Source organism: Thioclava atlantica (genome assembly GCF_000737065.1).
In the GTDB taxonomy this organism is placed as follows: Bacteria; Pseudomonadota; Alphaproteobacteria; order Rhodobacterales; family Rhodobacteraceae; genus Thioclava; species Thioclava atlantica.
Genome location: NZ_AQRC01000002.1, coordinates 296,870 through 323,664 on the forward strand (window position 1 = coordinate 296,870; position 26,795 = coordinate 323,664).

The window sequence follows — 26,795 nt, forward strand, 5'->3', positions numbered from 1 at the left end:
CTGGCGCCCGCCCCCGTGACTTCAGTGAGGCGTCGGCGATCACATCGCGGCGCGCTCGGGCTTCCAGAGCCACATCGCGTTGTTCTCGTGATGGCCGGTATCCTCGCCGATCAGCACGTTGCCGTTGCCCAGCACGACGATGTTGTCCGGGTTCGAGATGCCGTTCAGATCGCAGGCATTGGCCTCGTTGTTCTTGTCATAGGCGCCGCCCGCGACAATCGGCTTCATCATCGAGACATTGAAGTTGCTGTCGAGGCGCATCTCGTAGACGACACCGCATTTGTTGGTCTCGACCTGGATGTCGCCCTGGTCGTCGGCCATGCCCTTCGCCACTTCCGACATCGCCATATACATGAACGGTACCGAACCGTCGGCGGCGGCGGCGTGGTTGATGTTCACGCCTTCCATCTTGCGGAACTCGGCCGTCGCGCCCTTGGCCTTGGCAGCCTTGCGGCTTTCGAGGAAGGCGACGCGGTTGTCGGCAGCCTCGCCGCGCGCCCAGGCGGCGACGTCCTCGTCGGAGATGTAGGAGGTCTTGTCGGCCTCGAACTTGTCCTGGGTGATCCCGTCATATTCCGCGATCCAGCCGGCGATCTCGCCGTTGGAGCCGTGGGCGAGCTCGATCCAGCTGATCTGGAAGGAGGCGTCCGCGGCGGGGGTGCCCGGCTCGGCCATCTGGGTCATCTTCGCGGCATAGAGCGTGCCCGAGGTCAGATCGCCCGCGCGGTCCGCGACGAATTTGTAGAAGACCACGTCGGTACCGTCATCCGACAGATAGACGGTGCGCTGGTCGGGCATGACCACGCTGTTCTCATGCGAGAAGCGGCCCATCGAGAAGAGCTTGTTCGGCGTGGCCGATCCGGTCGGGTTGGTGATCTCGACGATATAGCCGTAGCGATAGGGGTTCGGGTAATGGCCCAGATAGCTCTCGAGCGCCGCGACATCGCCGATGTCTTCGTATTCGGGGTTGTTCCAGTCGGCGGTGTTGTCGAAATAGAGTTCTTCCGAGGAAAGCGGCGTACCCCAGGGCGAGAGCGAGCCGAAGCAGTTCACCCAGGTGCCTTCGACACCGGTGAAGTCGAGCATCTTGGCATCGGCCTCGTCGACTTTCCACATGCCGCCCTCGTCACGGGTCATCTTGACGCGCGACATGCCGCCGGGACGGTCTTCCCAGTTGGTGAAGAGGAAGCCCTCGTTTGCGCCGGTGCGCACGAAGGCGTTGAAATCGGGATCGTTCGAGACCTTGATCTCGCCCTTGCTGCCCGCGATATGGCCGATCTTGTCGAAATCGCCTTCCTGCACCAGCACCTGATATTTCCCGAAGGCCGATTTCACGACCTTCTTGTCGTCGCCTTCCGCCGCGGCCAGTTCCGAGGCTTCGAAATCGGCGTTCGAGATCACGCCGACCGTGGCGCGGGCGAACTCGTTGCCCAGATCGTCGGCGGGGTGCTGAACGTTGAAGAACAGATCGTCGCCCTCGAGGAACATGCCGGTGATCTCGGCGCCGAGCGGAACGGTGACGACACGGGTCAGCGATTCCGCGGCCGCCGGCATGGCGAGAGCGGTGGACAGGAACAGGGCGGTGAGGCCGGTGAACTTCATGATCAACTCCTTTGGCTGTCCGGGCGCGAATTGCCCGGTGCTGTCAGGGGTCGATATTTCCGGCACACGACAATTTGATAACAAAGTCGCGAAGGATTGATGAATGCTGAGCGGCCGTGATCGCGGGGGCCCGGCCCTGGGCCGGACCCGACCGCGGGTGAGCCGGGCGCCTCAGCCGAACAGCTCGGCTCCGATATAGGAGCCTTCCTTCGGGGCGGGCGGCACGAAGAACACACCCGATCCGATATGGGAGACATATTCCCCGAGCGCGTCGGACGTGCCCAGCCGCCGCTGCAGGCGTTCGAAATGCGCCGGATCGTTCTGGTAGCTGACGAAGAGCAGCCCGGCATCGAGCCGTCCCACCGCGTTCAGCCCGTCGGTGTAGTTGTAGGAGCGGCGCAGGATCTTCACCCCGTCATTCTCTTCATGCGCCATCTGCCGCATATGCGAATCCACCGGGATCACGGGGCTGCCCGCCGCATCGCGCCGCGCGAAATCCGGGGCGTCGAATTCGTGCTGCCCGGTCAGCGGCGCGCCGGTGACCTTGTGGCGTCCGAAGACGGCGTTCTGGACCGAGACCTGCGCATTGTCCCAGTTCTCGATATGCATCTCGATCTTGCGGACGACCTGATAGGTCCCTCCATGCGACCAGTCAGGCCCGTTCTCCACCCAGACATGCTGGTTGAAGTCCTGCGCCTCGCGGATGTTGCGGGTCCCGTCGCGAAATCCGAAGAGGTTGCGCGGCGTCTCCTGCCCCTTGCCAGCCGAGGCGCGGCCGAAGCCCATCTGGGTCCAGCGGGTCGCGGCCGCGCCGGTGCGCTTGGCGATCCGGGCCAGATCGCGGATCGCGTGATAGGCCACCTGCGGATCCTCCGCGCAGGCCTGAAGCGAAAGATCCCCGCCCCTCAGACCGGGACGCAGCGCATCGGACGGCAGCGTCTCGAGTTCGCGCAGATGCGACGGGCGTTTATCCGCGAGCCCGAAATCGGGCCCGAAGACCCGCGGGCCCAGCCCCAGCGTCACCGTCAGCGCGGCCGTCCCGAGATCGAGCGCCTCGCCGGTATCGAGCCCCACCGCGGCGGTGCGTTCCGGCTCCACCTGCCCCACGGGCCGCCCCTTCATCAGCAAGCCGATCGCCGCCGACCAGCGCGCGAGCAGGACCTGCAGATCGCGCGGATCGCGCGTCGTCAGATCGAAGCTCATGAACATCGTGTATCGCTGTGGTGGCGTCTCGATCCCCGCTTGCGGCGCGGTCTCGTCCGCAGCGCTGTAGAAGGGATATTCCAGATGCATAGCGGGATTGGCCGCGTCGCTCATCGCCTCTGCCGGGGTCATGGGCTCGGCGGAGCCGGCATGCCCCGCCCCCGGAAGCGCCGCTCCCAGCCCGCCGGCGGCGGCGCCGAGGAAGAGCCCCCGCCGCGTCAGGGCGGGAGCCTCCTTGTGTTGCCTGTCTTGCCTCTTCGTCATGGCGTGACCTCTCTTATCCGGCCGTCGCGACCTTCTCGGCGATCTGCGCGAGCGGCTCCTGCAGGCTCTGGATCGCCTGGCTGATCTTCTTCCCGTCGCGCGCGCGCAGCTCGGCCGTGTAGACCTTGTAGCCGCCGAGCGCCTGCGGATCGCGATAGGTGTCGAGCAGCGCCCGCACGTCGGCGAAACGGGCGTTGATCCGCTCCGCAAGCTCGGGCGAGATCTTCTTCATCCCGGGCTCGAGGAAGGCGAAGGCCTGTTGGGCGCCTTCCAGATTGCCCGCGATATCCACGAGATCGATATGGCTGTAGGCCTCTTCCTCGCCGGTGATCTTGCCGCTTTGCACCTCTTCGAGCAGCGATGCCGCGCCATTGGCGAGATCCTCGGGGCGGTAGGTCAGCCCCTTCGCGAGATCGTCGAGCCGCGCGACATTCGCCACGAGTTCGGCCGCGAATTCCTTCGTTCCGGCGTCGATCGCCTGTTTCTCGAAGAGGTCGCGCTCGACCGCGTGATACCCGTGCCAGCCGGCTTCGGGATCGAGATTGGAGGCGCGCATGTCGATCAGATAATCGAGATTGCCCGAGCTGTCGGTCGGATCGGTGCCGGGCAGCACGAAGCCTTCGACATCGGATTCGATCCGCTCGTAGAAGGGCCGCGCATTGGCATAGGCCGCCTGCGCCGCTTCCAGATCATCCGCCTCGACGGCCTCTTTCAGCCGGGTGACCGCGACCAGCATCGCGTCGACCGTTTGCTCGACATAGGCCGCATACCCGGCGGTCCCTTCGGCGAGGAGGTCGGCCACTTCGCCCTGCGGCCGGGCCGCGAGCTTGCCGGTGACGGTGAAGTCGATCATCTGCTGCGCCGCCGCCGGGCAGTAGATCTGGTAGGTGCCGCCGTCGAGGGTGAGCGTGAAGCGCGCGGGCGGAAGCCCCGGCGCGAGGTTTTCCTTCTCGCCGAGGATGCGCGACCCGGCGAGCACCTCGAGCTCCGAGATCGCGGGGGCGGACACGTTCGTCACGGTGAAGGTGACGGGCCCCGCCGCGGCGCTGTCGGCATCGAGCTGGCAGGTGCCGCCATCATCGCCGGTCAGCGTGATCGCGACCTGCGCGACGCCGTCCTTGATCGTCGCGGGATCGGCCAGCGCGGGCTGGGCCCCGAGCATCAGAAGGCCGAGCACGGCCTGGGGCGCCACGGAACGGGTCAGGAAAGAACGGGTCATCGAAAGACTCCTTTTGGGATTTTGCTTGAGGGTCGATGGCTCGGTCATCACGACCTGGCTTCTTGGAAGGTGGAAAGGCTCCGGCGGCGCGCGGCGCGCAGGGCCGGCACGATCAGCGCCAGCGCCCCGAGGAGCAGGAAGAGAGGAAGGGCTCCGGCCCAGAAGCGGGCCTCGATCCGGGCCTGTTCGGCCGTTCGCAGCGCACGGGCATTCTGCGCGACGACGGCAGGGTCGATGCGCCAGGCTCCGGCGGTCTCGCCGTCCGGCATGCGTTCGATCCGCAGTACCCGGGAGGTCTGCAGACCGCCCTGCGACAGGGTCAGCACGAGATCCGTCCGCCCCTCGGCATCGAGCAGCGCCCCGGAGGCGGTCCAGAGATCGACCTTGTCGATCCGCTGCCAGGTGGCCGCATAGGGCCCGGGATGACGCGCGGGGTTCAAGCCGACCGGTAGGCGCCCGCCCGTGAGCGTCACGAGTTCCTGCAGACCGATCCGCGCGGGCAGATCGCTCAGCTCCCGAGACGATTTCAGATAGCGGTGCGTGGCGGCGAGCCCCTGATGGCGCTCGGGCGTGACCTCGGCCTGCGAGAGCGGCAGGCTCAGGCGCTGCCCCGCGACGCTCAGGATTGCGTCACGGGAGGAAAGAGAGAATTGCGCATCCGACAGGGTCTCGCCATCGGCTGTGACCATCGGTGCCTGCATCCTCACGGCCGGCTCGGCCTTCGGCCAGCCAAGCGCCAGCCCGGCGGCCAGCAGAACCAGCGCCCCTGCCCCGCCAAGACGCAACCGCAGCGCCCCTTGCGCATCGGGGCGCAACCGGCGCGGCCAGAACACGATGAGGGTGACCGGGATCAGATAGGCAGCCCAGCCCAGGACCTCCACGAGCCGCGGATCAGCGGGAATGCCGAGCACTCCGGTGATCAGCGCCGATTGCACCGATCCGGGCGCGACCAGCGCCGCGAGATCCGCGACCTGACGCTGCCCGGCCAGAAGCCAGCCCGCCTCATGCGCGGTCCGCAGCGCCTGCAAGGTCAGCCCCGCCGCGACGAGGATCAGGAAAGCCCCCGTCCAGCGGAAGAACCGCCCGAGATCGAGTTTCACCCCGCCGAGATAGATCCCCCAGCCGATCGCGACCGAGAGCGCCAGCCCCAGAGCCGCGCCGAGCGACGCGAGAAACCCGGATTGCGCCGCCGAAAGCGTGGCGAGCAGGAAGACGCTGGTCTCGAAGCCTTCGCGCAGCACCGCGAGGAACGCCATCACGGCCAGCGCAAGGCCCCCGCCCTTGCCCAGGGCCGCACCGATATCGCCTTCGAGATTGCGTTTGAGATCGCGTGCATGGCGATGCATCCACAAGATCATGCCGGTGACGAAGACCACCGCGATCACGCCGATTACCGTCTCGAGGGCTTCCTGTTCGCGCTGCGGCAGGGCGTGCTCCAGCGCCTTGAGCGCCAGGCCGACCGCGAGCGAAAGCGTCAGCGCCGTTCCGACCCCGATCCACATCGCCCCGAGCCCTTGCCCGCGCTGACGCAGGAAGGCGGCGATGATCCCGACGATCAGGGCCGCTTCGAGCCCTTCTCTCAACCCGATAATGAATGTCGGCAGCATGGTTTTATCCTCGCGCGGGGGGCGGCGCCCCGATTCCTTATCGTTTTACTCGGGCTTCCCTAACGCCCGCGTATCCCCGGCGCAAGGGTTTTTCCGACTAATTAAGTCATCTATTTCCTGTAGCACGCACATGATGGGGCCGCGCGCACCGACCGGTGTCCTGAAACAGTGTCCACCAGCGCAGGGCGCGGCGTAGGATTTCGGGTGCCCTTCGGATCTCGGGCATTGCCGATCGGTGGAATACCGCTGAAACGCCGCGCCTATATCCTTCGATCAATCGACGGGGTCCTGCCGGTTGCTAGAGTGGAGCGGAGATCCGTTTCCATCAGGCGCTCTTGCCATGACGAAGCTCACGCCCCTCGCACCGCCCCGCGATTGCATTGGCTGCCCCACCCGCCGGAGCGGCGCCTGCGCCGAACTGCCCCCACGCACGCAGGCGCGCCTCGGGGCGCTCGCCCGATCCCGGAACTATCCGCGAAATCACCGTTTCTGGAGAGAGGACAGCCCGCCCGCATTCTACGCCGTCGTGACGCGGGGCTTCGTGCGGATCCAACGCCACTCCCCGGATGGCCGGCGCCAGATCGTCGGCATAGCGCATCCCGGCGAGCTGATCGGCGCAGGCATCGAGTCGCGCGCGGGCTATGCGCTCGAGGCGGCGACGCCGGTCGCGCTGTGCCGGTTCGACAGAGGCGCATTCGAGCGCCTCGCGCGCACACTTCCCGACCTGCGCAAGCTGGTCACGCGGCAGGTGCTCCGCCAACTGCACGAGATCCGGAGCATGAGCTGGATGCTGGCCCGGCTCTCGCGAGAGGAACGATTGCGCCTGTGCCTGAACGACATGCGCGATCTCATGCCCTGGCAGCCGCAGCCCGACGGGTCCGGCATCCTCACCGTCGAATGGTCCCGCGCCGACATTGCCGACCTGCTCGGGACCACACCGGAATCGATCTGCCGCGTGCTTCGCCAGCTCGAGAAACGCGGGCTGTTGGGCCTCCTCGATCCCTATCACATCCGGATCGACGACATGGCGGCGCTTACCGAGGGGCTCCCCGTGGGCCCGGGCATCGCGCTGCTCCGACCCGCAGAGACCGGCTCCCCGCCCTGCGCATCCTCGCTCCGAAGCGCGGATCAGCCGGGTTCGGAGCAACGCCTTGATGGGGATCAATGCCCGCGATCCCTTCGCGCGCCACGCTCGCAACGTGAGCGGGAGGCTCCCGACGGGCGCTGACGCAGGCGGGCCTCATCAGCACAGGGGCTGGCCGGGGGCATGCCGGCAAGTTCTCAGGGAGGGCAAGATGGACGAGATTGACCGTTTCGAAGATCGCGAGGAGGCTGGAAAAGCGCTTGCCGACCGGCTGTCGCAGTATCGCGGACAGGATGCGGTGGTGCTCGCCCTGCCGCGCGGAGGTCTTCCGGTCGGCGCCGAAATCGCGCGCGCGCTCGCCCTGCCGCTCGACCTCGTCTTCGTGCGCAAGCTCGGCACGCCGCACAATCCCGAACTCGCGATGGGAGCGATCGCCGGGCCGCAGGGCGAGGTCGTCGTGCGCAATCCCGACGTGTTTCGCGCCGCGGGCTGCGAAGAGGCGGAGTTCACCCGCATCGCCGAGCGCGAAAAGGCGGAAATCCTGCGAAGGCGCGAAGCCTATGGCGCGCCGGATCTGCCCTTGCAGGGCAAGATCGCGATCGTGGTCGATGACGGCATGGCGACCGGGGCGACCATGCGCGCGGCGCTGCGCGCAGTCCGCCAGAGCGGTCCCGAAAAGACGATCTGCGCGATCCCGGTCGCCTCCCGCTCGGCGCTTGAGGAAATGAGGGGCGAGGCCGACGAGGTGATCTGCCCGCTCGTGCCGAGCCATCTTTATGCGGTCGGCGCGCATTACATCCATTTCGATCAGGTCCCGGATTCCGAGGTGACCGCGATCCTCGCCCGCGCGCGTTCGGAGGCTTCCTCGGCGGAGAACCCGGCGAAGTGACCGGACCCCTTGCACGAGGCGCTTCAGCGAGGAAACGCCCCTGCCCGCTGCGCCTCAAGCAAGGCGAAGGCGCGCGGACCAGCAGGCGATGTCACGCGGCGAAAGCCGGAAATAGCGGGCGATCTCGGCATCGCTCAGCCCGAGATCGATCAACGCCGCGAGCGTCCGCCGCGGATGTGGTCCGAGGACTGCCGGATAAGCGGGCCCGAGGCCGGTCAGGGTTGCGGATGTGGTCGCCTTCGATGCCTGAACTCGCGGGGGTCGTTCGCACACGTCGCTCATCCTGCCCTCCATCGCTAGGAAACAAGAGCCAACATAGGGTCCGCGGCCCCGCGCGCATTGACGCCACGCAAAACGACGGGCCGGGTCTCGCCCTGCCGCCCCCGCACCGGCAGGAATTGGCCTGCCGGCGCTCCGGCAGCAGCCGAGCGGCGCCGGGGGACCGACAGCACCGCGCGCCGACCGCTCTGCTGCCCAATGGAGGACGCCATGAGAAAGACCCAGCGGTTTCCGGACAGCCGCGGCACCGGATCGCGGGGGGAGTTTCCCGAACGGCTCCAGCGGGTTTTCGATGCGCTCTCGCCCGGGCAGCGGAGCGCGCTCGCGAAGCTGTGGAAGACCCGGGCGCTGAAAGCGGGGGACATCCTCTGGCGCGAAGGCGAGAGCAGCGAGGATCTGGGTTTCCTGCGCGACGGCGTGCTGGCGCTGGTGAAGACCCTGCGCGACGGTCAGCGCCATATCGTCGGGTTGCGCGTCCCGCCCGCAATGGTCGGCGATGCGTCCGGAGGGGAGGAGGCTTTCGCCGTCGAGGCGCTGAGCGATGCGACGCTTGTCACCTGCAACCGCGCCGCATTCGAGGAGATTCTCTCCCGCTCCGCCGAAGCCTCCGATCTCTTCATGCAGATCACCCTCGACGACATCGAGGCGGCGCGGGAATGGAACCTCGTCCTCAGCGCACCGAAAGCGGCACAGCGGGTCGCCGCCTTCCTCGCCATCCTGTGCCGGTCGGAGACAGGCGACGCGGTGCCGATCCGGCTCGCGATCACGATCAGGCGCAAGGACCTCGCGCAATATCTCGGCATGCGGCAGGAATCGCTCAGCCGCGCCTTTCACGACCTCGAGGCGCGCGGGATCATCCGCCTGCGCTCCCCTTCGGAATTCGACGTGATCGACCGCGCGGGTGTTTTCGGGATCGCGGGAGATGTCGTGACGCGCGACCTCTGAGCAGCGGGGATGTCCGATCCCTTGCCACGGGCCGCACCCGGTCCCTACGAGGCCACGGGCTCCGCCCCGGCTTCGGGTTCGGCCATCGGCACCGCACGCGGCGCGATCCGCAGCGCCCGCAGCGCATTGAGAATGACCGCGACGTCGATCAACTCCTGCAGCAAGGCCCCCTCGACGGGCGTCAGATACCCGAAAGCCGCCACGATCATCCCGATCACCGACAATCCGATCCCGGCGACGACGCTTTCGAGCGCGATGTGGCGCGAGCGGCGCGCGATCTCGATCCCCGGTCCGAGCCGGTCGATCTGGTCGACGAGGATCACCACATCCGCCGCCTCTGCCGACGCCGCCGCCCCTCGCGCGCCCATCGCGACGCCGACATCCGCCGCGGCGAGCGCGGGCGCATCGTTGATACCGTCGCCCACCATCATCACCGGGCCGTTCTTGCGCTCGGTCAGCACCAGCAGAACCTTCTGATCGGGCGTCAGGCTGGCGCGCAGCCCGTCAAGCGGGAGCCCCTCGGTGACGCGCTCGGCCACCTCGGTCCGGTCCCCCGTGGCCAGAAGGATTCGCCCGACCCCCTCGCCGCGCAGCCCCGAGAGCATCACCCCCGCGCCCTCGCGAAGCGGGTCGGCCATCACCAGATGCCCCGCCAGTTCACCGTCCACCGCAAGCGCCACGAGCACCGATCCTGCCGAGAGCGCGGGATGGTCGTTCGCCCCCTCGCCGACCCGCGCGGCGACGAAACCGTTGCTGCCGACGATGACTTCATGCCCCTCGACATGGCCGATAAGCCCTTCGCCGGGGATTTCGGTGACCTCGGAGGGCACGGGGAGACCGAGCCCGCGCGCGCGCGCCGCCACCACGATCGCCTGGGCCACGGGATGTTTCGACGCCTGATCGAGCGCGGCGGCGAGCCGGAGGATCTCGTCCTGCTCCAGCTCGCCATGGCTGTCGATCGCGACGATCTGCGGCCGCCCCTCGGTCAGGGTCCCGGTCTTGTCGAGGATCAGCGTGTTGATCCGCGCCATCGTCTCGAGCGGTCCCACCCCCTTGATGAGAACACCGAAATGCGCCGCCCGCGACAGCCCCGCGACCAGCGCCACGGGAACCGCGAGGATCAGCGGACAGGGCGTGGCCACGACGAGCACGGCGACGGCGCGGATCGGGTCGCCGGTGAACCACCAGGCGGCGGAGGCGATGACGAGCGTGACCAGCAGAAACCCGAGCGACCAGCGATCGGCGAGCCGCGACATCGGCGCCTTCGAACGCTGCGCCTCCTCCACCAGCCGGACGATGCCGGCATAGGTGCTTTCCTCGGCGCGGCGCATCGCGGTCAGGTCGAACGCGTCGCCGGCATTGGTCGAGCCGCTCATCGCCTCGGTCCCATGCGCGAGCCGGACCGGCAGCGACTCCCCGGTCAGCGCCGAGGTGTCGAGAAAGACCCCGTCCGACAGCACGACCCCGTCCACGGGCACCACGTCGCCCTGCCGGATCAGGAGCCGGTCGCCGGGCTCGATCCGGTCGAGCGGGATCTCCTCGAGCCCGCCGTCGCGATGTCGGGTCGCGGTGCGGGGCACCCGTGACAGGAGATGATGCATCTCGCGCCGGGCGCGGCCCTCGGCGAAGCTCTCGAGGAACGTGCCCCCGGTATACATCACCGCGACGACCGCGGCGGCCAGCTCCTCGCCGAAGAGCAGCGCAGCGCTCATCGACAATGCCGCGACGAAATCGAGCCCGACCTCGCCGCGCAACAGGCTGCGGATGATCTCGAGGAAAAGTGCGGCCAGGGCGGGAAGGACGCCCGCGATCCAGACAAGCTCCGCCAGATCGGCGCGCCCGACCGCCAGCAAACCGAGCCCCGCGACCAGACCGGCAAGCGCCAGCAGGAAAATGGCCGTCTTCAGACGTCCGAAGCTCGATTGTTCCACGCGGCGCATCCCCTCCTGCCCGTGCGAGCGCCGCGCATGAAGCGGGCGCCTGCCTCGGCCCCTACTCTTGCGCAGATCGCTTCAGGCGTCGAGCCCGGCAGACGGCCCCGAATGTCGCAGGCGCACCGGGCCCGGCAGCCCGAAACGGGATCCGGTAGGGACCGCGCCGCGCGGATCTTGCCTCCTCAATTGCCGCGGCAGCGGTCGCGCATGCTCTGAAGCGCCTCGAGGCCGAGGTCGATGCGGTCCTGACAGCTGCCGTCGCGGGCCCTGTCCTGCGTCAGGCAGGAGCGGATCACCGCAAGCATCTCGTCGGTCGCGGCAACGACGTCCTGGCAGCTTCCGTCGCGCAGCCGGTCACGGATGCGGTCGCGATCCGCATCGCTCCAGTCCCGATCCCGATCCTGATCCTTGTCCTGATCGCGGTCCTTGTCGCGGTCCTGATCGCGATCCTGGGATTGCCCCTGCGCGAGGACGAGTGGCTCATCCGCGGCAAGGGCGGGTGCTGCCGGGAGAACCGTGCAGGCCAAGGCGAAGGTGAATGCCGCCGAAACTGCGCGCACGGGCTGCAGGGGCGAAGTCGAACGTGAAAGAATTCCAGCCATCTCTTTGCTCCATGAATGAGTGTTGCTCGATCACGGTGGCGTGAGATTGCCGCGCGCGCATTGTCGGAAAGCAACAGCGCGCGTTCCGCCCGATTCCCGACCGGCCCGCAGTTGCGCCCTAGCTTTCCAGACGGAGCCCCGTCTCCGGGTCGAACAGCGACAACCGCGCGGGATCGACATGGAGCGTGAGTTCCTCGTTCAGCGCCACCGGATGCTCCGCCGGGATCGTCGCGATGACCTTTTCCCCGTTGCCGATATCGAGGCTCACGATGAATTCCGGGCCTGTCAGTTCGATCAGGTCCACCTTTCCGGTGAGCGGCAAGCCCCCCTCCATCGGTGCGAGCTTCAGCGCCTCGGGCCGAAAGCCCACGACGAAGGGGCCGCGGGGCGCCTTGCGGGGCCAGATCACGCCGGACTTCCCCAAGCTGATCTGGCCGTCGATCGCGGTCGCGTCGAGAATGTTCATCGGCGGGGCGCCGATGAATTCCGCCACGAAGCGCGAGGCGGGCCGGTTGTAGATCTCTTCGGGCGTTCCGAGTTGTTCGATCCGGCCCGCATTCATCACCGCGATCCGCGTGGCCAGCGTCATCGCCTCGATCTGGTCATGGGTGACATAGACCACGGTGACCCCGAGCCTCTGATGAAGCCGCTTCAATTCGCTGCGCATCTCCATCCGGAGCTTCGCGTCGAGATTGGAGAGCGGCTCGTCGAACAGGAACAGCTTCGGCTTGCGCACGAGCGCGCGCCCGATCGCGACGCGCTGGCGCTGGCCGCCCGACAGATCGGCGGGCTTGCGGTCGAGAAGATGCTCGATCTGCAGGATCTTCGCCGCCTCCAGCACCGCGCTGTCGCGTTCGGCCCGGGGCACGTTGCGCATCTCGAGCCCGAAGCCGATATTCCGCGCGACCGACAGGTTCGGATAGAGCGCATAGGACTGGAACACCATCGCGATGTCGCGGTTCTTCGGATGCACGCCGTTGAGCCGTTTGCCGTCAAGGATGACATCGCCCTCGGTGGGGTCGACAAGGCCGGAAATCGTGCTCAGAAGCGTCGATTTCCCGCATCCCGACGCACCCAGGAGCACGAGAAATTCTCCGTCCTCGAGGGTCAGGTCGATCCCCTTGAGCGTTTCGATCGCCCCGAAGGATTTTCGGATGCTTTTCAACTGCAGCGCGCTCATGCCTGCACCTCCGGCGCTTCTTGCAACAGATACTGACGCGGCTCGGTGGAAATCGCGCGCGACGCGCAACCCACCGCAGAGCCCAACGCCTCTCCGACCGCGCGGCCGTCGGCGAGCGCGACCAGGAAAGCGGCATTGAACACGTCGCCCGCGCCGATCGTGTCACGGACCCGGACCGCGGGCGCGGCCGCGCGGTGTGTCGTGTCACCTGCGCGCGCGATCGCGCCTTTCGGGCCGATCTTGACGACCGCGATACCCGCCTCGGGTTGCAGCGAGCTCAGCGCGGTCGCGGCTTCGAGCGGATCGGCGAGGCCGGTGAAGCTGGTGGCTTCGGCCTCGTTGAAGAGCACGATGTCGCTCTGGGCGATCCAGTCCCGCACCCGGGCAAGGACCGCATCGCTCCATCCCTCGGGCGGCCATCCGGTATCGAGGGCGACGGAAATCCCGAAGCGCCGCGCCTTCGCGAAGAGCGCCTCGTAATCGCTGCACAGCGCATCGGTCAGAAAGGACCCGCAGAGCATCACGATGCCCCCGCGCAGCGCCTCCCAGTCGAGCATCGCATCGACCTGCGGCCAGTCAAGCGCGGGAAGATGCCCCGCCGTCGTGAGAAACGTGCGCTCGTCATTGGGATGAATGAGCCCCACAGAGACCGTCGTCGACCCCGTCGTGCGGGGCCAGCGCGCGGCCAGGGGGCCGAACTCTTCGCAAAGCCAGTCGCCGAACTTGTCCGAGCCCGCATTGGCCGCGATCTGGAAGGGCCGCCCCATGCCGCGCCAGGCTTGCGCGACGTTCCCGGCGGCTCCGCCCACGCGTAGCTCATCGCGCGCACACAGCACCTCCGAACCGGGTTTGGGCCAGGGCGCGAGCGGCCCGAGGATGAAATCGACATTCACGTTGCCGACGGTTGCGAGGGGTCGGGTCATCGTCATTCCACCCGGGTAACCTTGGAGCTGCGCACCGGCACGCCCGCATCGGGCACGCGCGAGGCCGCGAAATCGACCATGAAGCGCTGCGCGCTCGGCAGGATCGAAAACGCCGCGGCCAGCCCCGAAGCTTTCGCGCAAGGCACGCAGAGCGCGCCCTCCACCGGCGGGCGGCCCGAGGCGTCGAACAGGATCAGAGGCGCGTCGCTTTCCGCCACGAATTGCGCGAGGCTCGTGACCTTGTCGGCGCTCGGATCGTCGCCGCGGAACATCACCACCCCGACCGATGGCGCGAGCATCTCGACCGGGCCATGGCGCAGCTGACCGCCTTCGAGGCTGAAACAGGGAAGGCGCGACAGCTCGGTCAGCCCGAGCGCGATCGCCTCCGCGACGCCCTGCAGCGCCCGCCCCGACGTCACGATCGCGGAGACGGAGTTGAACCGCACCACGGCCGCATCGACATCGGCGAGAGAAGGATTGCGCAGGATCTCGAGCGTGGGCGCCAGATCGAGACCGAGCTCGCCGAGAATGGCCGCGTGCAGCGCCAGCGTGACGGTCAGGGACCGGGTCGCCGCGAAGGGGATCTCGGAGCCCCCTGCCCCGATCAGCGACGGCGCGAGCCGCGCGAGGCTCGAATTGGGCTCCATCGTCGAGCCGAACGTGTCGGCGGGCGCGTGCCCGTCCGCAAACCAGCGCAACACCTCGGCGCTTTCGCCCGATTGCGAGGTCACGATGACCGTCCGACCTTCGAGCGGCACGGGCGCGTCGAGCTGCTCGGAGAGCGGCAGCGCGATCGCGTCGATCCCGAGCGCGCGATAGCTCGGCTCGAGCGCGCGGCCCACCGCATGCGAGCCCCCCATGCCAAGGAGAACCAGGCGCTTCGTGCGCCGCAACGAGCCGGCGATCGTGCGGGCGAGATCGCGCGCGCCTTCAAGGCTCGCCTGCGCATCCCCCATCTGTCGGGCCATCTCGTCATAGAGCGCCGAGATCGGGTCATAGCTGGGGTTCGACACGGTGGTCATCCTTTCACACCTCCATTGGTGAGGCCCGATATCAGGGCACGTTGCATCAAGATCCCGATCGCGACGGGCGGCAGGGCGGCAAGCACCCCGGCCGTCGCGATCAGGCCGTAATCGGAAACACGTCCCCCCGCGAGATCGGCGATCGCCACGGGGAGGGTCTTGGCGTCCTGCGTCGAGGTGAAGAGGAGCGCGTAGAAGAACTCGTCCCATGCCAGCAGGAAGGCGAAGATCAGCGCCGTCGCGATGACCGGCAGCGCGAGCGGCAGGATCACGATCCGCAGCAGCTGGTCGAGACGCGCGCCATCCATCGACGCCGCCTGCTCCAGCTCCCGCGGGATCGGATCGAAGCCGGACTTGAGCAGCCAGGTCACGAAGGGCGCGAGGATGCTCAGATAGACCAGCGCGAGGCCGAACACCTTGTTGAGCAGGCCGAATTTCGCGAGGATCAGGTAGAGCGGGACCGACAGCGCGACGGGGGGCAGCATGTAGGTGCCCACGACGAGCCCGAGAGACCAGCCAAGCCGCGGGTTGCGCGACGCCGCCCAGCCTGCGGGAATACCCACGCCAAGCGCCGCGAGCGTCGCCATGGAGGCGACCTTCAAGCTGTTGAAGAGCGAGGCGAGGAATGCCGCGCCGGCGGAGTTCTCCTGACGCGACAGCAGGGTCACGTAGCGCGAGAGATCGAAATGCTCGGGCCACCAATGCAAGGGCTTGGCCGAGAGATCCGCGTTCGACGAGATGCTCATGATGAAGAGCCAGGCAAGCGGCGCGAGAATGATCAGCGCAACGAGCAGCGCCATCACATGCACGAAGACCGAGAAGGTGCGAGACTGGCGTTCCATCACTTCCCTCCCCCGGCGAAGGACCGCATGATCTTGAGATAGGCGACCGCGAGAACGGTGATCATCAGGGTCACGATCAAGGCCAGCGAGGCGCCCGATCCGGCCCGCTGGAAGGCGAAGGCTTCCTGGTAGACGAGGATCGACAGCGTGCGGGTGGAATTCGCGGGACCGCCGCGGGTCATGATCCAGATCAGGTCGAAGACCTTGAACGCCTCGATCGTGCGCAGGACCAGCGCCACCATCAGCGGCCCCATCAGATAGGGCAGCGTCACATAGCGGAAGCGCCGCCAGACATTGGCGCCGTCGCTGATCGCGGCGGCCCGGATCTCGTTCGGCACGGATTGCAGCGCGGCCAGCGCGATCAGCGCGACGAGCGGAAAGTTCTTCCAGACGTCGGCCACGATAAGCGCGGCCATCGCGCTCCCCGGCAGGCCGAGCCAGGACCGGTAGGCGTCGATCAGGCCGAACTGGGTGAGCGCTGCATTGAGCGCACCGTATTCGGGATTGTAGATGAGCCGCCACAGGGTCGCGTTCACCACGGTCGGAAGCGCCCAGGGCAGGATCATCAGGGCGCGCAGCAGCGTGCGGCCATAGAAGCGCTGATTGAGAAGCAGCGCGACGAGAACGCCGACCACCATCTCGGTCGAGACCGAGTAGAAGGTGAAGGACAACGTGGTCCGGAAGGCACTCTGGAAGTTCCGGCTCGAGAACATCTTTGCGAAATTCTCGAAGCCGACGAACTGGCCTCCGGTCCCGACGAGACGGGCATCGGTGAGCGACAGCCGCACGGTATCGGCAAGCGGCCAGCCGATCACGGCGATCATCACGGCGAGCAGGGGCAGCATCAGCAGCCAGGCCCGCAAGTTTCTGCGCTCGGAGAACATGGGTCGGGAACCTCGGGACGGAGGGGAACGGCGGCGAAAGCCGGGAACGGGGGAGTTCGGTGCGAGGGGAACGACCGGGAGCGTCCCCCTCGCGATGCCGGACGGAACGGGTCAGAGACCGCTGTTTTCCGCCGCAGCGCCGAGCGCATCTTCCGGGGAGTTCATCCCCAGAAGCGCTTCCTGGATCCCCTGTTGCAGGGCCATCGACATTTCCTGGTAATGCGGGGTCATCGGGCGCGGATACATCGCCGCCAGCCCTTTCTGGGCCGCGGTGATCAGCTCTTCCTGACCCTTGGTGACCGCCGGATCGTCATAGGAGCTCTTCCAGATCGGAAGGCTGAGACGTGCGAATTCGTCCTGCACCTTCTGCGAGGTCATGTAGGTGATATAGGCCCAGGCCTCGTCGGGATGTTTCGACGTGGTCGGGATACCGAGCCCCATCGAACCGTTGACGGCCGAGACATCGCTCACCCCCTCCACGCCCGGCGCGGCTACGACACCCACCTGCCCCGCGACCTTGCTCTCCTTGGGATCGTTGGCGAGGTTGTACATGTAGGTCCAGTTCAGCGCGAACGCAGCATCGCCATTCTGGAAGATGTTGCGGACGTCCTCTTCGAGAAATTCCTTCGAGTTCGGGTTCGTCAGGCCCGACTTGTAGCTATCGACCATGTATTGCAGCGCCTCGAGACCGCCTCCGTTCTGGAAGTCGGGCTTGCCGTCCTTGATGAAATCGCCGCCATAGGCGCTCAGCAACGTCGTGTAGTCGCAGATCGAGGCCTCGGCCTGCGCCCAGCTCCAGACGATCGGATATTCGACGATGCCCGCATCCTTGATCTTCTGCGCATCCGCCTTCAGCTCGGCCCAGGTCTTCGGCGGGGTCTCGATTCCGGCCTTGGCGAGCATGTCCTTGTTGTAGAACAGGTATTTCGTGTCTAGAATCCACGGCATTCCGTAGCTGCGGCCGTCATACTGGACGGTCGTCCACGCCCCCGGAAGGACACCCGACTTCATGTCGTCGGTGATCCGGTCCGAGACATCGACGAGCACCTTGTTCTGGGCGAATTCCGCAGGCCAGATCACGTCGAACAGAACGACGTCATAGCCGCCGCCCGCGCCCTGCGAGAGCACCGTCTTGTCGTGCAGCCCTTCATAGGGAACGAATTCGAGATTGATCTTGACGTCGGGATGGGCCTCTTCGAACCCTTTCGTCATAGCCCGGATATCGTCCTCGCTATAGGCGGCCTGCGCCATGAACAGCGCGTTCAGCGTCGTTTCCGCCTGGGCGATCATCGGGGTCAGCCCGCCCAGAACGGCGGTCGCCCATAATGCGGCAGTCTTCTTGAGTCTCATCTTTCCTCTCCTGTCATCGTTGAATGAGGCGGGATGCCTCGTTTCTCTTTTGCAGTGCAGGCATCCCGTCGCCTCGCTCCCTGCCGGTGCGGAGGGGGCGAAAACCGCGCGATGCTGCTGTCAGGCTTTTTAGTCCACCTGTTGGACTTAATGATTGCGGAGAGAGGTTTCTCCTGTCAATCTCTTTTTTATGGACAACCGATCCTCACGAATCCGCGCCATGTTCGGCACCAGTTCCGGTGCAGCCGGCGTCCACAACCGGCGCGTCGTGATCGACGCGATCCGGGTGAACGGGGCGCTCTCGCGCGCGGCCCTCGCGCGGGCCACCAAGCTCGCGAAGCAGACGCTGTCGAACATCATCGACGATCTCGAGCGCGAAGGTCTGGTGATTGCACGCGAGGTGGTGAAGGAAGGGCGCGGCAAACCGGCGATGCCCTATGACCTCGCGCCTTTCGGGGCGTTCTCGATCGGGCTTCAGATCGACCGGCATCTCGCCCATTGCGTCGTCGTCGACTTCCTGGGCCGCGTGGTTCTGCGCCGGGAAACCTCGCTGGCCGTGCGCGATCCCGAAACCGGCTTCCGGACGCTGTGCACCCTGATCGGCGAGTCTCTGGAAGAGCTTGCGCGGCTCCATCCGAAGGGTGACGAGCGCGTTCTCGGCCTCGGTGTGGCAATGCCCGGCCCGTTCGGTTTGCGCGGCGCGAACATGACCGATGACGACTACACGATGGCGCGCTGGCAGGAATACCCGCTGATCGCCAATCTCGAGAAGGAAACCGGCCTCGAAGCGAGCCTCCAGAACGACGCCGGAGCTGCAGCGACGGCCGAGAAACTGACCGGGCGCGCGCATGGGCTGCGCAGCGCGGCCTGCATCTATCTCGGCTACGGCCTCGGCGCCGGGCTGATCATCAATGGCGAGCTCTTCTCGGGCCGCGACGGCAATGCGGGCGAGATCGGCATGATACCGAGCCCCTTCGCGAAGCGGCGCGGAACGACGCTCGAACAGAATGTCTCGCTCAATGCGCTATGCGACGCCTTCGCGCTCGACCGCAAGGACATGCGGCTTTTCGCGCGGATCGAGGATCTGCTCGCAAACGGCGGAGAGCAGGTCGAGGACTGGATCGTCTCGGCGGCGAACCATCTCGACTGGGCGGCGGATCTTCTGCAGCTCACCCTTTCGCCCGAGGGAGTGATCCTGTGCGGCACCGCGCCGCCGGCCCTGATCGAGAGGCTCGTCGCGCATGTGAACGCGCGCCGGAAACCGGCCGGCAAGCAGGGCTTGCTGAGCGGAAAGGCTGACCCGTGGATCGTCGCGATCGGCGCGGCGGCCGAACCGATCAGCCGCAGCTTCGACCCGCGCTATTCGGCTCTGCTCAAGAACTAGGGCCGGGAAGGTGGTCCAGGTGCCGCGAGGCTCTGCGCCGCACGCGCGTCCTCACTCAGTTCGTGAGTTTTCCCAGATCCAGATCGATCACCGCCTTCATGCCCGAAGGGTCGAACTGGCGTGACATCGTGCCGCCGAGCGTCGCTTCGACGGCGCTTTGCGACAGCCGGGTGCCGAACCCGTCCCTGAGCTCGTCACATGCGGCGAGGCTGCAATGCTCCACCCATTCGATCACGAACCGATCGCCGCGCCGACGGGCCCGGATCGAGACCGTCCCGCCCGGTTGACCGAGGGCGCCGTATTTCACCGCATTTGTGCCCAGCTCGTAGAAGACGAGGCAGATCGGCGTGATGGCGGCCGGGGCCACGCGGAGCTCCTCGATCTCGAACTCGCGCAAGGCATCCCTCGCGAACGGGTCGATGATTGACGCGAGGAGCTCGCGCAGATCCGCGCTCTCGCTGAGCTCTCCCGAAGGATCTCTGACCGCCATCTTGTGCGCGGCGGAGAGCGCCATGAGACGCTCGCGCATCAGGTTCGCGAGGTCGCCCGCGGTCTCCACCTGTCGCGCGGTGACGGTGAGCAGGCTGCCGGCGATGGCGAAGGAATTCGCGACCCGGTGGCGCATCTCCGCGAGCAGAACCCGCTGTTGCTCGGCCGCCTGGTGCTGAAGGCTGATGTCGCGCGCGATCTTCGACGCGCCGACGATCTTCCCCGTCGCGTCGCGCACCGGAGAGACCGTCAGCGAGACCGGGAGGAACGAGCCGTCCTTGCGCTGCCGGATCGTCTCGAAATGATGGATCCGTTCACCCCGGCTGAGCTTGGCGATGAATTCCACCTCTTCCTGCTGCCGGTCCGCAGGGATGAGCATGGTGATCGACTGACCGACGGCTTCCTCGGCGGTATAGCCGAAGAGACGCTCCGCCGCCTTGTTCCAGCTCTGGATGATGCTGTCGAGGTTCTTCGTGATGATGGCATCATCGGAGTTCTCGACGATGGCGACGAGATGCTCTTTGAGGCTTTCCGGCGAATCCATGCGCACGAACCTTTCATGAGCCCAGGTGAAGCCCGAAAAGAAAATGAATCAATTTGCGGTCGCGCACCAGCGGTTTCAATCGGATGTGGCGGCCTTCCTGTTCAGACAGTTCTCTGACGCGCCCGTCGGGTCTTTGCAACATGTTTTGACGTGCGGGTCATGCGCGTCCTCCCCTGCCCACATGGCGACAGACGCCCATGCGCGGTGTCGCCACCGTCAGGCGGTGGCAGCGCTCCCGCCTGAGGGAAACGAAGCCGGAACCACCTCCCCCCTTGCTCGTTTAGCTTCACGATCATAGCGCGACAGGGGAGAGACAATGCACGCATTCGCCAAGCGGCTCGGTCTGCGGACGGACCCGACGATTTTCTTCGTATCAGCCGGAGCCACGATCCTGTTCGTGATCGCGCTCGTCCTCTTTCCAAAGCAGATCGGCGATGCGTTCGCGGCCGGGCGCGCCTGGATCGTCACCGATCTCGGCTGGTTCTTCATCCTCGGGGTGAATATCTGGCTCGGCTTTCTGATCTGGGCCGCGATGTCGCGCCACGGGCATATCCGGCTGGGCCCGCGAGACTCGCGCCCCGAATACGGAAACCTGTCCTGGTTCACCATGCTCTTCGCGGGCGGCATCGGCACGGTGCTGATGTTCTGGGGGGTGGCCGAACCGATCAGCCATTTCTCGAAACCGCCCCTGCCCGGCGTCGAGCCCTATTCGGACCGCGCGGCGAAGGACGCGATCTCGATCGCGATCTACCATCTGGGCCTGCATACCTGGGCGATCTTCACCCTGCCGGGCCTCGGCTTTGCCTATTTCATCAACCGCTATGACCTTCCCGTCCGGGTGAGCTCGGTCTTCTACCCGCTGTTGAAGGAGGGCATCCACGGCCCGATCGGCAAGGCGATCGACATCGTCTCCATTCTCGGCACGCTATTCGGCGTCGCCGTGTCGCTCGGCCTCGGCTCGAGCCAGATCGCCGCGGGTCTGAACGCGCTGACCGGGATCGGAGACGGTACTGTCGTGAAGATCGGGATCCTCGCCGTCCTCACGGTCGTCGCGATCTCGTCCATCGTGGCCGGGCTCGACAAGGGGGTGAAGCTGCTCTCGAACATCAATATCGGCATGGCGGTCGGGCTGATGGTCTTCGTGCTGGTTTTCGGGTCCACGCTCTTCCTGCTGCGCGGGATCGTGCAGACCTTCGGGCTCTATTTCGACAACCTGTTCCACCTCGCCTTCTGGAACGACATGCTCGCGGACGAGAACCCGAAGACCCCCGGCTGGGGCTGGCAAGGGTCGTGGACGGTGTTCTACTGGGCCTGGACTGTGACCTGGTCGCCCTTCATCGGCCTCTTCGTGGCGCGGATCTCGCGCGGGCGCACGGTGCGCGAATTCGTCTTCGGCGTGCTCCTCGCGCCCTCGCTCTTCACCCTGATCTGGTTTGCGATCTTCGGCTGGCAGGCTATGGAGTTCGACGGGATCGGCGCGGCCGCGCGCGCCGCGATGGGCGAGCAGGCGGGGCAGCTGAGCCAGGCGGTCTCCGACAGCGTGCCGCTTGCCATGTTCGCCTTCTTCGAGCACTTCCCCTTCGTCCATGTCGTGCAAGGCATCGCCGTGATCGTGGTCGCGATCTTCTTCGCCACCTCGTCGGATTCCGCCTCGCTCGTGGTCGACATGCTCTGCACCGGCACGCCGACGCCCGGCCCGGTTCATCAGCGCGTCTTCTGGGGCGCGGCCGAAGGGCTGGTCGCGGCGATGCTGATCGTTCTGGCCGGGGATGCGGGCCTGAGCGCGCTGCAACAGGTGATCACCGTGGTCGGCCTTCCGATCTTCGTGCTAGTCTCGATGATGATCCCCTCGATCATCCGCGGCTTCACGCTCGAAGAGATCGACCATGTCAGCATCGGCAAACGTCCCGATCTCGAAGAGTTCTGATCGAGCGGAGGGCCCGGTGGACACCGGGCCCTCTCGCATAGCTCCTTGTGGCCTCTGACCGGGCGCCCCGGAAGACGGCAGACCGCCCGGCCACGAGCGCCAGTGCCCGCGTCGCCCTCCAAACGAACATCGGGGCGACGCCACACGGCAGGCGGAGCACGCCACGACGGGCTCCGCCGCGAGCGACCGAGCCGCCCGGCATGGTACGAATGGGTCACAAACCGGCCCGGATGAGCGAAGGATGACCCGAATGAGCCGATCGCTGCCCCGTTTGCCCGGTCCGTAGCCCCGGACGGGCCTCGCTCCCGCGCAACCGGCGCGTCCCTTCCCCGCATGCAATGAAAATTCCCGCCCCGCCCCCGCTTCGCGTGCCGAACGGGCCGTTTCGCATGACGCTTGCCCGCACCCGGGACGCGGTGCGCCGGCGTAGCCTTTCCTCACGGTCGGACAAGGAACCCGATCAACCCAGACCTTCAAACCAGGAGACTCAAGATGAAAAAGTTTGTCATCGCTGCCGCATTCGTCCTCGCCGGAGCCGGCGCCGCGCTTGCGGGCGGGAACCTGTCCGTCGTCGACCAGGCGGGCGCCTTCAACTCGCAGACCACGGGTCAGCTCGGCCGGCACAACACCGCCATGACCATCCAGCGTGATTTCGGCAACTCGAGCTTCACCGGCCAGGTCGGTCGCGGCAACTTCTCCGGCACCGCGCAGTCGGGGGTCGGCAACAGCTCGGAGACCAACCAGACGGGCCGCCACAACTTCTCGGGCACCGTCCAGGGCGGCTGGGGCAACGTCTCCTCGACGACCCAGCAGGGCGTCGGGAACGTGTCGAACACCTACCAGCACTGAGCCGAGCGCGCTTTGGCGAGGGGCGGTCGCGAGGCCGCCCCCCTCCCCGCCCTCAACCCATCAAAACGAGGAGACTGACGATGACACCGAAGATCAAGAGACCCCGCTCGTTCCCCGCGGCAGGTTGCGCTCTCGCGACCTGCCTGGTCGCGACGCTGGCGCTTTCCGATATGGCGGCGGCGCAGAATTTCTCCTTCACCCGGCAGGAGGGCTGGCGAAACCGCGCCACGACCTCGCAGGCGGGCCGCGGCAACATGTCGTTCACCCAGCAGAGCGGCAGCGGCAACAGTGCGGCGACCAGCCAGACCGGTCAGAGCAACTTCGCCGCGACGGTGCAGTCGGGAACCGGCTTCAGCCACGAGATCACCCAGACCGGCAACATGCAGTCCGAGACCAGCTTTCAGGCCGATACCCATATCGCCGGGCATACACCCGTCTCGGGTCAACGCAGCGGCGGATCGGCGCTGACCTCGGCGACGGTCGGATTCGAGATAAAATGATCACCATCTGGGTGGGCGGGAGAGCGGCCATGACCCAACTTGCGCAATATGCCTGTCGCAGATCCGGCGGCCCGGTTTCCCTGATCGTGGGAGCCGTGCTCGCGCTCTTGACGGGTTTCTCAGGAGGGCGCGTTCAGGCCATGACAACTTCGTCCATCGAATGCGAAATACGCAGCAGACATGTCGCGGCGGGGGTCGAACTGACCGGCATCATCCGCGCCCTGCGCCCGGTGCGGGGCGATTACAGTTTCTCGGTCCTCTCCGAGGGCTCGGGCGGCGCCTCGAACGTGCATCAGAACGGCCTCTTCGCCGCCTCTCCCGATGAGCCGGCGGTCGTCGGTGCGGTGGTGGTGAATTCGGGGGCGGGAAGCAGTGTTTCGGTGCGGCTTCTCGTGCATTCCGAGGATGGCGAGCTTTGTGAAGCAGCACAGTGATCGCGCCTTTACAATGAGTCGCCTATTTCGACAAATCACCTTTATTTGTTGGTCTTTCTGCGGCCGACACATGGCCGAAATTGTTGCGAGAACCCCCTGACTGGCGGTATTCTGCCGATGGGCTGTTGGTGCGAACGGGATGGATTAAGGATTTTCATAATGCCTTTTCCTTCGCGTCCTCGCACGTCTGATGAATCCGTGCCGCTTTTTGCCGCGGCGTTCGAAGACGACATCTTCCAATCCGCGCTGAACGTGATCTCCGCCGCCTTTCCCGGCACCGCGGTGCTGATCGTCGGACAGGACAGCAGGCGCCTGGCCGGCAATTTCCTTTTGCACGAGGGCGGGAGCGCCGAACTGACCCGCGCCTTCCAGGCCGAGCTTGGCCGGAGCGAGGGATGGGCCCAGCACCAATGGACGATGGATGTGGGCCAGGTCTACCAGGACCGCGATCTGGGCGGCAGCGACGCCTCGGCCGGGCATATGGCGCGGGCATTCGCCGCGGCCAGCCCTGCCCTCGAATGCTTTGCCGGCATCGTCTTCTGCCGCTCGGGCAGCCGTCAATTCGCGATCGAAGTGCGCTACCCGCGCCATCGCGAGGCGGAATTGCGCCAGCCCTTGCGCGACTACCTGCACCGGATCGCCGCGCAGCTCGAACTGGCGGTGCGCGTCGCCCGCCTGCGCGATCAGGTCAGCGAGGCCGAGCAGCTTGCGTCCAACCTCCTCGATCTGATGCCCTTCCCCGTCGTGCTGCTCAACGGCGCGCAGCGGGTGCTGCGGATGAACAGCCGGGCGCAGTCGATGATCCGTGTCGGCATGGTCCTCGGGGTGGGACCAGACGGCATCCTGCACATGACCGATCCGGGCGCGGGCCTCGAATTCGTCGACCAGTTCGCCGCGCTGCGCGACAGCCTGAGCCAGCGGGTCGCGATCATGACGGTCCCGCATCATTCGGGCGAACTGCGCGAGATCCTCACGCTGGTGCGGCTCAAGGGCGCCCCCCTGGTCGGGCAAGGCCCCCTCGCGGGCGAGACCGGACCGCTCTTCGCGGTAGTCTGCGAGAACCTGTCGATGCCGATGGAATTGAGCCAGGACATCCTGTGGCGCGTCTTCGGACTGTCGGCCAAGGAAGCCGATCTCGCCGTGTCGCTTCTGGCCGGAGAGTCGATCGGCGATCTGGCGGTGCGGCGCAAGGTCTCGAAGGAGACGCTGCGCAACCAGCTCGCCGCGGTGATGCGCAAGACGGATACCGCCCGCCAGCAGGAGCTGATCGCGCTCCTGACCCGCCTTGCCACGGTCCACGCGACGGTGTGATGGAGGCGGTGGCTCATGACACGACGTGGCTGGCAGTGGGTTTGGGGACTGGCGGCCATCGCGGCAAGCGCCGGGCCGGCCGCGGCGGGGCCGCAGATCCGCTTCGTGGGGATCGGCGCTGCGGCCGGGTTCGGCATGACCCGGGGGGCGCAGAGCGAGGCCGTCCCCGAAGCCGGCGGCGGGCGCTTGCCGCGCGCCTCGGGCTCCACGCTCTCCGAGGGCGCCGCCTGCACGCTGGGCAAGGACGGCTTCCTCGAATGGGAGGGCTCGATCGGTCATTTCCGGGCCAAGCGCACCAGCGAGAGCCTCGTTCCCTCCGGAAGCACCTTCTCCGCCAGCACCGGCACCCTGCCCTCCGGCACGATCAAGATCGACACCGCCCCCTCGACCTTACCGCCCGGGGCGCAAGGCACCGCGGTGGTGACGGCGCCGGGACCGAGCGGGACCACCGTGAGGATCGACAGCAGCTCCTTCTCGCCGCAGGATCCGCCGGGCAACCGGACCACCGTCTTCGCCTATTCGCCGACCGCAGGGGGCGGAAGCTATATCGCGATGGCGCTGGACGGCCAGTCGCTGACGGCGGCCGGCTTCGGGCTCATCTATGACGGGCAGGGCATCGTGGTGGCCGGTCTCGGCGGACCGGGCTGGACCCGCAAGAGCACGATGCTGCGCGACACCACCACGAGCTGGAGCCAGAGCCTGCGGATCGGGCGGCGGATCGACACCTCCGGCCCCTGGACGCTGACGCCGCGTGTCGGGCTCGAAACCCTGGCCCTCGACCGCAGGATCTCGCAGCAGGTCAGCTACCGGCTCGATCCCTTCTCCGACGGCGCCACGCTTCCCGCGATCACGCTCGGCCAGACCGAGCGGCTGCGCAGCCACTATCTCGCGCTCACTCTGGGTGCCGGGGCAAGCCGCGATCTCGGCGACGGCTGGCGGCTGGCCGTGTCGCTCGATGCGGGGCGCGGCCGGATGCACGGGACGCTGTCAGGCTGGCACAACGCGACGATCGAAGGTATCGCGGCGCAAAGCTTCGCCGACCCGGAGCAGCGCTATTCCACGATGACCTGGACCGGGCGCGTCACTCTGGGGCTGAGCCGCGAGATCGGATCGGACACCACCCTCTCGATCGGGCTCTACGAGGACTACCTCTCGGCGGTCCCGACGATGGTGACCGAGCTCTCGCCCGCAAGCGGCGACATCACCACAGGCGCGGACAGCGTGAGCGTCGATGGCGGGGGGACGGAGCTCTATACCCGCCGCGTCGCGACCCGCCCGCAATTCGGCACCGGCGTCTCGCTCAGCATCGTTCATCGCTTCTGAAAGAAGATCGCGGCTGGCGGACCGGGCGGCGGCCGCGGTCATGTGCCATCGCCGAACCGAAGGGATGGTCGCGCGGACAGGCGAGACGTCCGCCGCCGCGTCCCGATGAAGCCGTGAAGACGCCGGCGCGGCAGGGGGAAGCGGCTTGGGGCGTCTTGCGGATCGCCCCGCCATCGCGGCACCGCCGACGCTCCCGCCCCCCTTT

Annotated in this window: 24 protein-coding genes; 10 read left to right on the forward strand and 14 right to left on the reverse strand. The window is 66.9% G+C overall.

Annotated elements, in window-relative coordinates; all coding sequences use genetic code 11:
• Window positions 1-39: 39 nt before the first annotated feature.
• The 4 genes from DW2_RS03900 to efeU all read right to left on the reverse strand — a co-directional run bounded on the left by DW2_RS03900 (window position 40) and on the right by efeU (window position 5,895).
• Entirely contained in the window at window positions 40-1,602 is a 1,563-nt protein-coding gene (locus tag DW2_RS03900) for an alkaline phosphatase PhoX (protein ID WP_038143942.1), read from the reverse strand.
• 171 nt (window positions 1,603-1,773) lie between these two features.
• Complete coding sequence (locus tag DW2_RS03905) at window positions 1,774-3,069, reverse strand: Dyp-type peroxidase (RefSeq protein ID WP_038143943.1); 1,296 nt, start codon at window positions 3,067-3,069, stop codon at window positions 1,774-1,776.
• 13 nt (window positions 3,070-3,082) lie between these two features.
• On the reverse strand, window positions 3,083-4,288 hold the full coding sequence (gene efeO, locus DW2_RS03910) for an iron uptake system protein EfeO (RefSeq protein ID WP_038143944.1): 1,206 nt from the start codon (window positions 4,286-4,288) through the stop codon (window positions 3,083-3,085).
• A 47-nt stretch (window positions 4,289-4,335) separates the two neighbouring features.
• Window positions 4,336-5,895 (reverse strand): iron uptake transporter permease EfeU, encoded by a 1,560-nt coding sequence (efeU, locus tag DW2_RS03915; protein WP_038143945.1) that lies wholly within the window; start codon window positions 5,893-5,895, stop codon window positions 4,336-4,338.
• 340 nt (window positions 5,896-6,235) lie between these two features.
• Here efeU and DW2_RS03920 point away from each other — a divergent pair, with 340 nt between their 5' ends.
• Both DW2_RS03920 and DW2_RS03925 read left to right on the forward strand, forming a co-directional pair.
• Entirely contained in the window at window positions 6,236-7,123 is an 888-nt protein-coding gene (locus DW2_RS03920) for a Crp/Fnr family transcriptional regulator (RefSeq protein WP_038143946.1), read from the forward strand.
• 67 nt (window positions 7,124-7,190) lie between these two features.
• Entirely contained in the window at window positions 7,191-7,868 is a 678-nt protein-coding gene (locus tag DW2_RS03925) for a phosphoribosyltransferase (RefSeq protein ID WP_038143947.1), read from the forward strand.
• Window positions 7,869-7,922: 54 nt separating this feature from the next.
• Here DW2_RS03925 and DW2_RS03930 read toward each other — a convergent pair whose 3' ends face one another.
• On the reverse strand, window positions 7,923-8,150 hold the full coding sequence (locus DW2_RS03930) for a hypothetical protein (protein WP_038143948.1): 228 nt from the start codon (window positions 8,148-8,150) through the stop codon (window positions 7,923-7,925).
• Between the two features lie 207 nt (window positions 8,151-8,357).
• On the opposite strand from DW2_RS03930, the gene DW2_RS03935 reads away from it, so the two are divergent.
• The gene (locus DW2_RS03935) at window positions 8,358-9,092 is read left to right on the forward strand and encodes a Crp/Fnr family transcriptional regulator (RefSeq protein ID WP_051855294.1); all 735 of its coding nucleotides are present in this window, start codon (window positions 8,358-8,360) and stop codon (window positions 9,090-9,092) included.
• A gap of 44 nt (window positions 9,093-9,136) precedes the next feature.
• Here DW2_RS03935 and DW2_RS03940 read toward each other — a convergent pair whose 3' ends face one another.
• The 8 genes from DW2_RS03940 to DW2_RS03975 form a co-directional block, all read right to left on the reverse strand.
• Window positions 9,137-11,032: a heavy metal translocating P-type ATPase gene (locus DW2_RS03940; RefSeq protein ID WP_156102870.1), complete on the reverse strand. Its 1,896-nt coding sequence runs from the start codon at window positions 11,030-11,032 to the stop codon at window positions 9,137-9,139.
• Window positions 11,033-11,208: 176 nt separating this feature from the next.
• Complete coding sequence (locus DW2_RS18985) at window positions 11,209-11,628, reverse strand: hypothetical protein (RefSeq protein ID WP_051855298.1); 420 nt, start codon at window positions 11,626-11,628, stop codon at window positions 11,209-11,211.
• A 118-nt stretch (window positions 11,629-11,746) separates the two neighbouring features.
• Complete coding sequence (locus tag DW2_RS03950) at window positions 11,747-12,808, reverse strand: ABC transporter ATP-binding protein (protein ID WP_038143950.1); 1,062 nt, start codon at window positions 12,806-12,808, stop codon at window positions 11,747-11,749.
• Entirely contained in the window at window positions 12,805-13,731 is a 927-nt protein-coding gene (locus tag DW2_RS03955; protein ID WP_038143951.1) for a carbohydrate kinase family protein, read from the reverse strand. The genes DW2_RS03950 and DW2_RS03955 overlap by 4 nt, the downstream gene beginning before the upstream one ends.
• Window positions 13,732-13,733: 2 nt before the next feature.
• On the reverse strand, window positions 13,734-14,753 hold the full coding sequence (locus DW2_RS03960; protein ID WP_038143952.1) for an SIS domain-containing protein: 1,020 nt from the start codon (window positions 14,751-14,753) through the stop codon (window positions 13,734-13,736).
• On the reverse strand, window positions 14,750-15,595 hold the full coding sequence (locus DW2_RS03965) for a carbohydrate ABC transporter permease (RefSeq protein ID WP_038143953.1): 846 nt from the start codon (window positions 15,593-15,595) through the stop codon (window positions 14,750-14,752). The genes DW2_RS03960 and DW2_RS03965 overlap by 4 nt, the downstream gene beginning before the upstream one ends.
• A complete protein-coding gene (locus DW2_RS03970) occupies window positions 15,595-16,458 on the reverse strand; it encodes a carbohydrate ABC transporter permease (RefSeq protein WP_238321249.1) in 864 nt (287 codons plus the stop codon). The genes DW2_RS03965 and DW2_RS03970 overlap by 1 nt, the downstream gene beginning before the upstream one ends.
• A 132-nt stretch (window positions 16,459-16,590) precedes the next feature.
• The gene (locus DW2_RS03975; RefSeq protein WP_038143955.1) at window positions 16,591-17,829 is read right to left on the reverse strand and encodes an extracellular solute-binding protein; all 1,239 of its coding nucleotides are present in this window, start codon (window positions 17,827-17,829) and stop codon (window positions 16,591-16,593) included.
• A 220-nt stretch (window positions 17,830-18,049) separates the two neighbouring features.
• On the opposite strand from DW2_RS03975, the gene DW2_RS03980 reads away from it, so the two are divergent.
• The gene (locus tag DW2_RS03980; RefSeq protein ID WP_156102871.1) at window positions 18,050-19,213 is read left to right on the forward strand and encodes an ROK family protein; all 1,164 of its coding nucleotides are present in this window, start codon (window positions 18,050-18,052) and stop codon (window positions 19,211-19,213) included.
• A 55-nt stretch (window positions 19,214-19,268) separates the two neighbouring features.
• Here the strand turns inward: DW2_RS03980 and DW2_RS03985 are convergent, their stop codons facing one another.
• Window positions 19,269-20,246 (reverse strand): PAS domain S-box protein, encoded by a 978-nt coding sequence (locus tag DW2_RS03985; protein ID WP_051855307.1) that lies wholly within the window; start codon window positions 20,244-20,246, stop codon window positions 19,269-19,271.
• A 316-nt stretch (window positions 20,247-20,562) separates the two neighbouring features.
• On the opposite strand from DW2_RS03985, the gene DW2_RS03990 reads away from it, so the two are divergent.
• The 6 genes from DW2_RS03990 to DW2_RS04015 all read left to right on the forward strand — a co-directional run bounded on the left by DW2_RS03990 (window position 20,563) and on the right by DW2_RS04015 (window position 26,590).
• On the forward strand, window positions 20,563-22,173 hold the full coding sequence (locus tag DW2_RS03990) for a BCCT family transporter (RefSeq protein ID WP_038143957.1): 1,611 nt from the start codon (window positions 20,563-20,565) through the stop codon (window positions 22,171-22,173).
• Window positions 22,174-22,665: 492 nt separating this feature from the next.
• Window positions 22,666-23,022 (forward strand): hypothetical protein, encoded by a 357-nt coding sequence (locus tag DW2_RS03995; RefSeq protein WP_051855310.1) that lies wholly within the window; start codon window positions 22,666-22,668, stop codon window positions 23,020-23,022.
• 80 nt (window positions 23,023-23,102) lie between these two features.
• Entirely contained in the window at window positions 23,103-23,522 is a 420-nt protein-coding gene (locus tag DW2_RS18990; RefSeq protein ID WP_051855313.1) for a hypothetical protein, read from the forward strand.
• Window positions 23,523-23,662: 140 nt separating this feature from the next.
• Window positions 23,663-23,956: a curli-like amyloid fiber formation chaperone CsgH gene (csgH, locus tag DW2_RS18995; protein WP_156102872.1), complete on the forward strand. Its 294-nt coding sequence runs from the start codon at window positions 23,663-23,665 to the stop codon at window positions 23,954-23,956.
• 198 nt (window positions 23,957-24,154) lie between these two features.
• Window positions 24,155-25,267 (forward strand): helix-turn-helix transcriptional regulator, encoded by a 1,113-nt coding sequence (locus tag DW2_RS19000; protein ID WP_051855319.1) that lies wholly within the window; start codon window positions 24,155-24,157, stop codon window positions 25,265-25,267.
• 15 nt (window positions 25,268-25,282) lie between these two features.
• Complete coding sequence (locus DW2_RS04015; protein WP_038143958.1) at window positions 25,283-26,590, forward strand: autotransporter outer membrane beta-barrel domain-containing protein; 1,308 nt, start codon at window positions 25,283-25,285, stop codon at window positions 26,588-26,590.
• Window positions 26,591-26,795 lie beyond the last annotated feature (205 nt).

Coding starts and splice junctions, on each gene's coding strand:
- DW2_RS03900 (WP_038143942.1), bottom strand. CDS start 1,602: ATGAAGTTCACCGGCCTCACCGCCCTGTTCCTGTCCACCGCTCTCGCC.
- DW2_RS03905 (WP_038143943.1), bottom strand. CDS start 3,069: ATGACGAAGAGGCAAGACAGGCAACACAAGGAGGCTCCCGCCCTGACG.
- efeO (WP_038143944.1), bottom strand. CDS start 4,288: ATGACCCGTTCTTTCCTGACCCGTTCCGTGGCGCCCCAGGCCGTGCTC.
- efeU (WP_038143945.1), bottom strand. CDS start 5,895: ATGCTGCCGACATTCATTATCGGGTTGAGAGAAGGGCTCGAAGCGGCC.
- DW2_RS03920 (WP_038143946.1), top strand. CDS start 6,236: ATGACGAAGCTCACGCCCCTCGCACCGCCCCGCGATTGCATTGGCTGC.
- DW2_RS03925 (WP_038143947.1), top strand. CDS start 7,191: ATGGACGAGATTGACCGTTTCGAAGATCGCGAGGAGGCTGGAAAAGCG.
- DW2_RS03930 (WP_038143948.1), bottom strand. CDS start 8,150: ATGAGCGACGTGTGCGAACGACCCCCGCGAGTTCAGGCATCGAAGGCG.
- DW2_RS03935 (WP_051855294.1), top strand. CDS start 8,358: ATGAGAAAGACCCAGCGGTTTCCGGACAGCCGCGGCACCGGATCGCGG.
- DW2_RS03940 (WP_156102870.1), bottom strand. CDS start 11,032: ATGCGCCGCGTGGAACAATCGAGCTTCGGACGTCTGAAGACGGCCATT.
- DW2_RS18985 (WP_051855298.1), bottom strand. CDS start 11,628: ATGGCTGGAATTCTTTCACGTTCGACTTCGCCCCTGCAGCCCGTGCGC.
- DW2_RS03950 (WP_038143950.1), bottom strand. CDS start 12,808: ATGAGCGCGCTGCAGTTGAAAAGCATCCGAAAATCCTTCGGGGCGATC.
- DW2_RS03955 (WP_038143951.1), bottom strand. CDS start 13,731: ATGACCCGACCCCTCGCAACCGTCGGCAACGTGAATGTCGATTTCATC.
- DW2_RS03960 (WP_038143952.1), bottom strand. CDS start 14,753: ATGACCACCGTGTCGAACCCCAGCTATGACCCGATCTCGGCGCTCTAT.
- DW2_RS03965 (WP_038143953.1), bottom strand. CDS start 15,595: ATGGAACGCCAGTCTCGCACCTTCTCGGTCTTCGTGCATGTGATGGCG.
- DW2_RS03975 (WP_038143955.1), bottom strand. CDS start 17,829: ATGAGACTCAAGAAGACTGCCGCATTATGGGCGACCGCCGTTCTGGGC.
- DW2_RS03980 (WP_156102871.1), top strand. CDS start 18,050: ATGTTCGGCACCAGTTCCGGTGCAGCCGGCGTCCACAACCGGCGCGTC.
- DW2_RS03985 (WP_051855307.1), bottom strand. CDS start 20,246: ATGGATTCGCCGGAAAGCCTCAAAGAGCATCTCGTCGCCATCGTCGAG.
- DW2_RS03990 (WP_038143957.1), top strand. CDS start 20,563: ATGCACGCATTCGCCAAGCGGCTCGGTCTGCGGACGGACCCGACGATT.
- DW2_RS03995 (WP_051855310.1), top strand. CDS start 22,666: ATGAAAAAGTTTGTCATCGCTGCCGCATTCGTCCTCGCCGGAGCCGGC.
- DW2_RS18990 (WP_051855313.1), top strand. CDS start 23,103: ATGACACCGAAGATCAAGAGACCCCGCTCGTTCCCCGCGGCAGGTTGC.
- csgH (WP_156102872.1), top strand. CDS start 23,663: ATGACAACTTCGTCCATCGAATGCGAAATACGCAGCAGACATGTCGCG.
- DW2_RS04015 (WP_038143958.1), top strand. CDS start 25,283: ATGACACGACGTGGCTGGCAGTGGGTTTGGGGACTGGCGGCCATCGCG.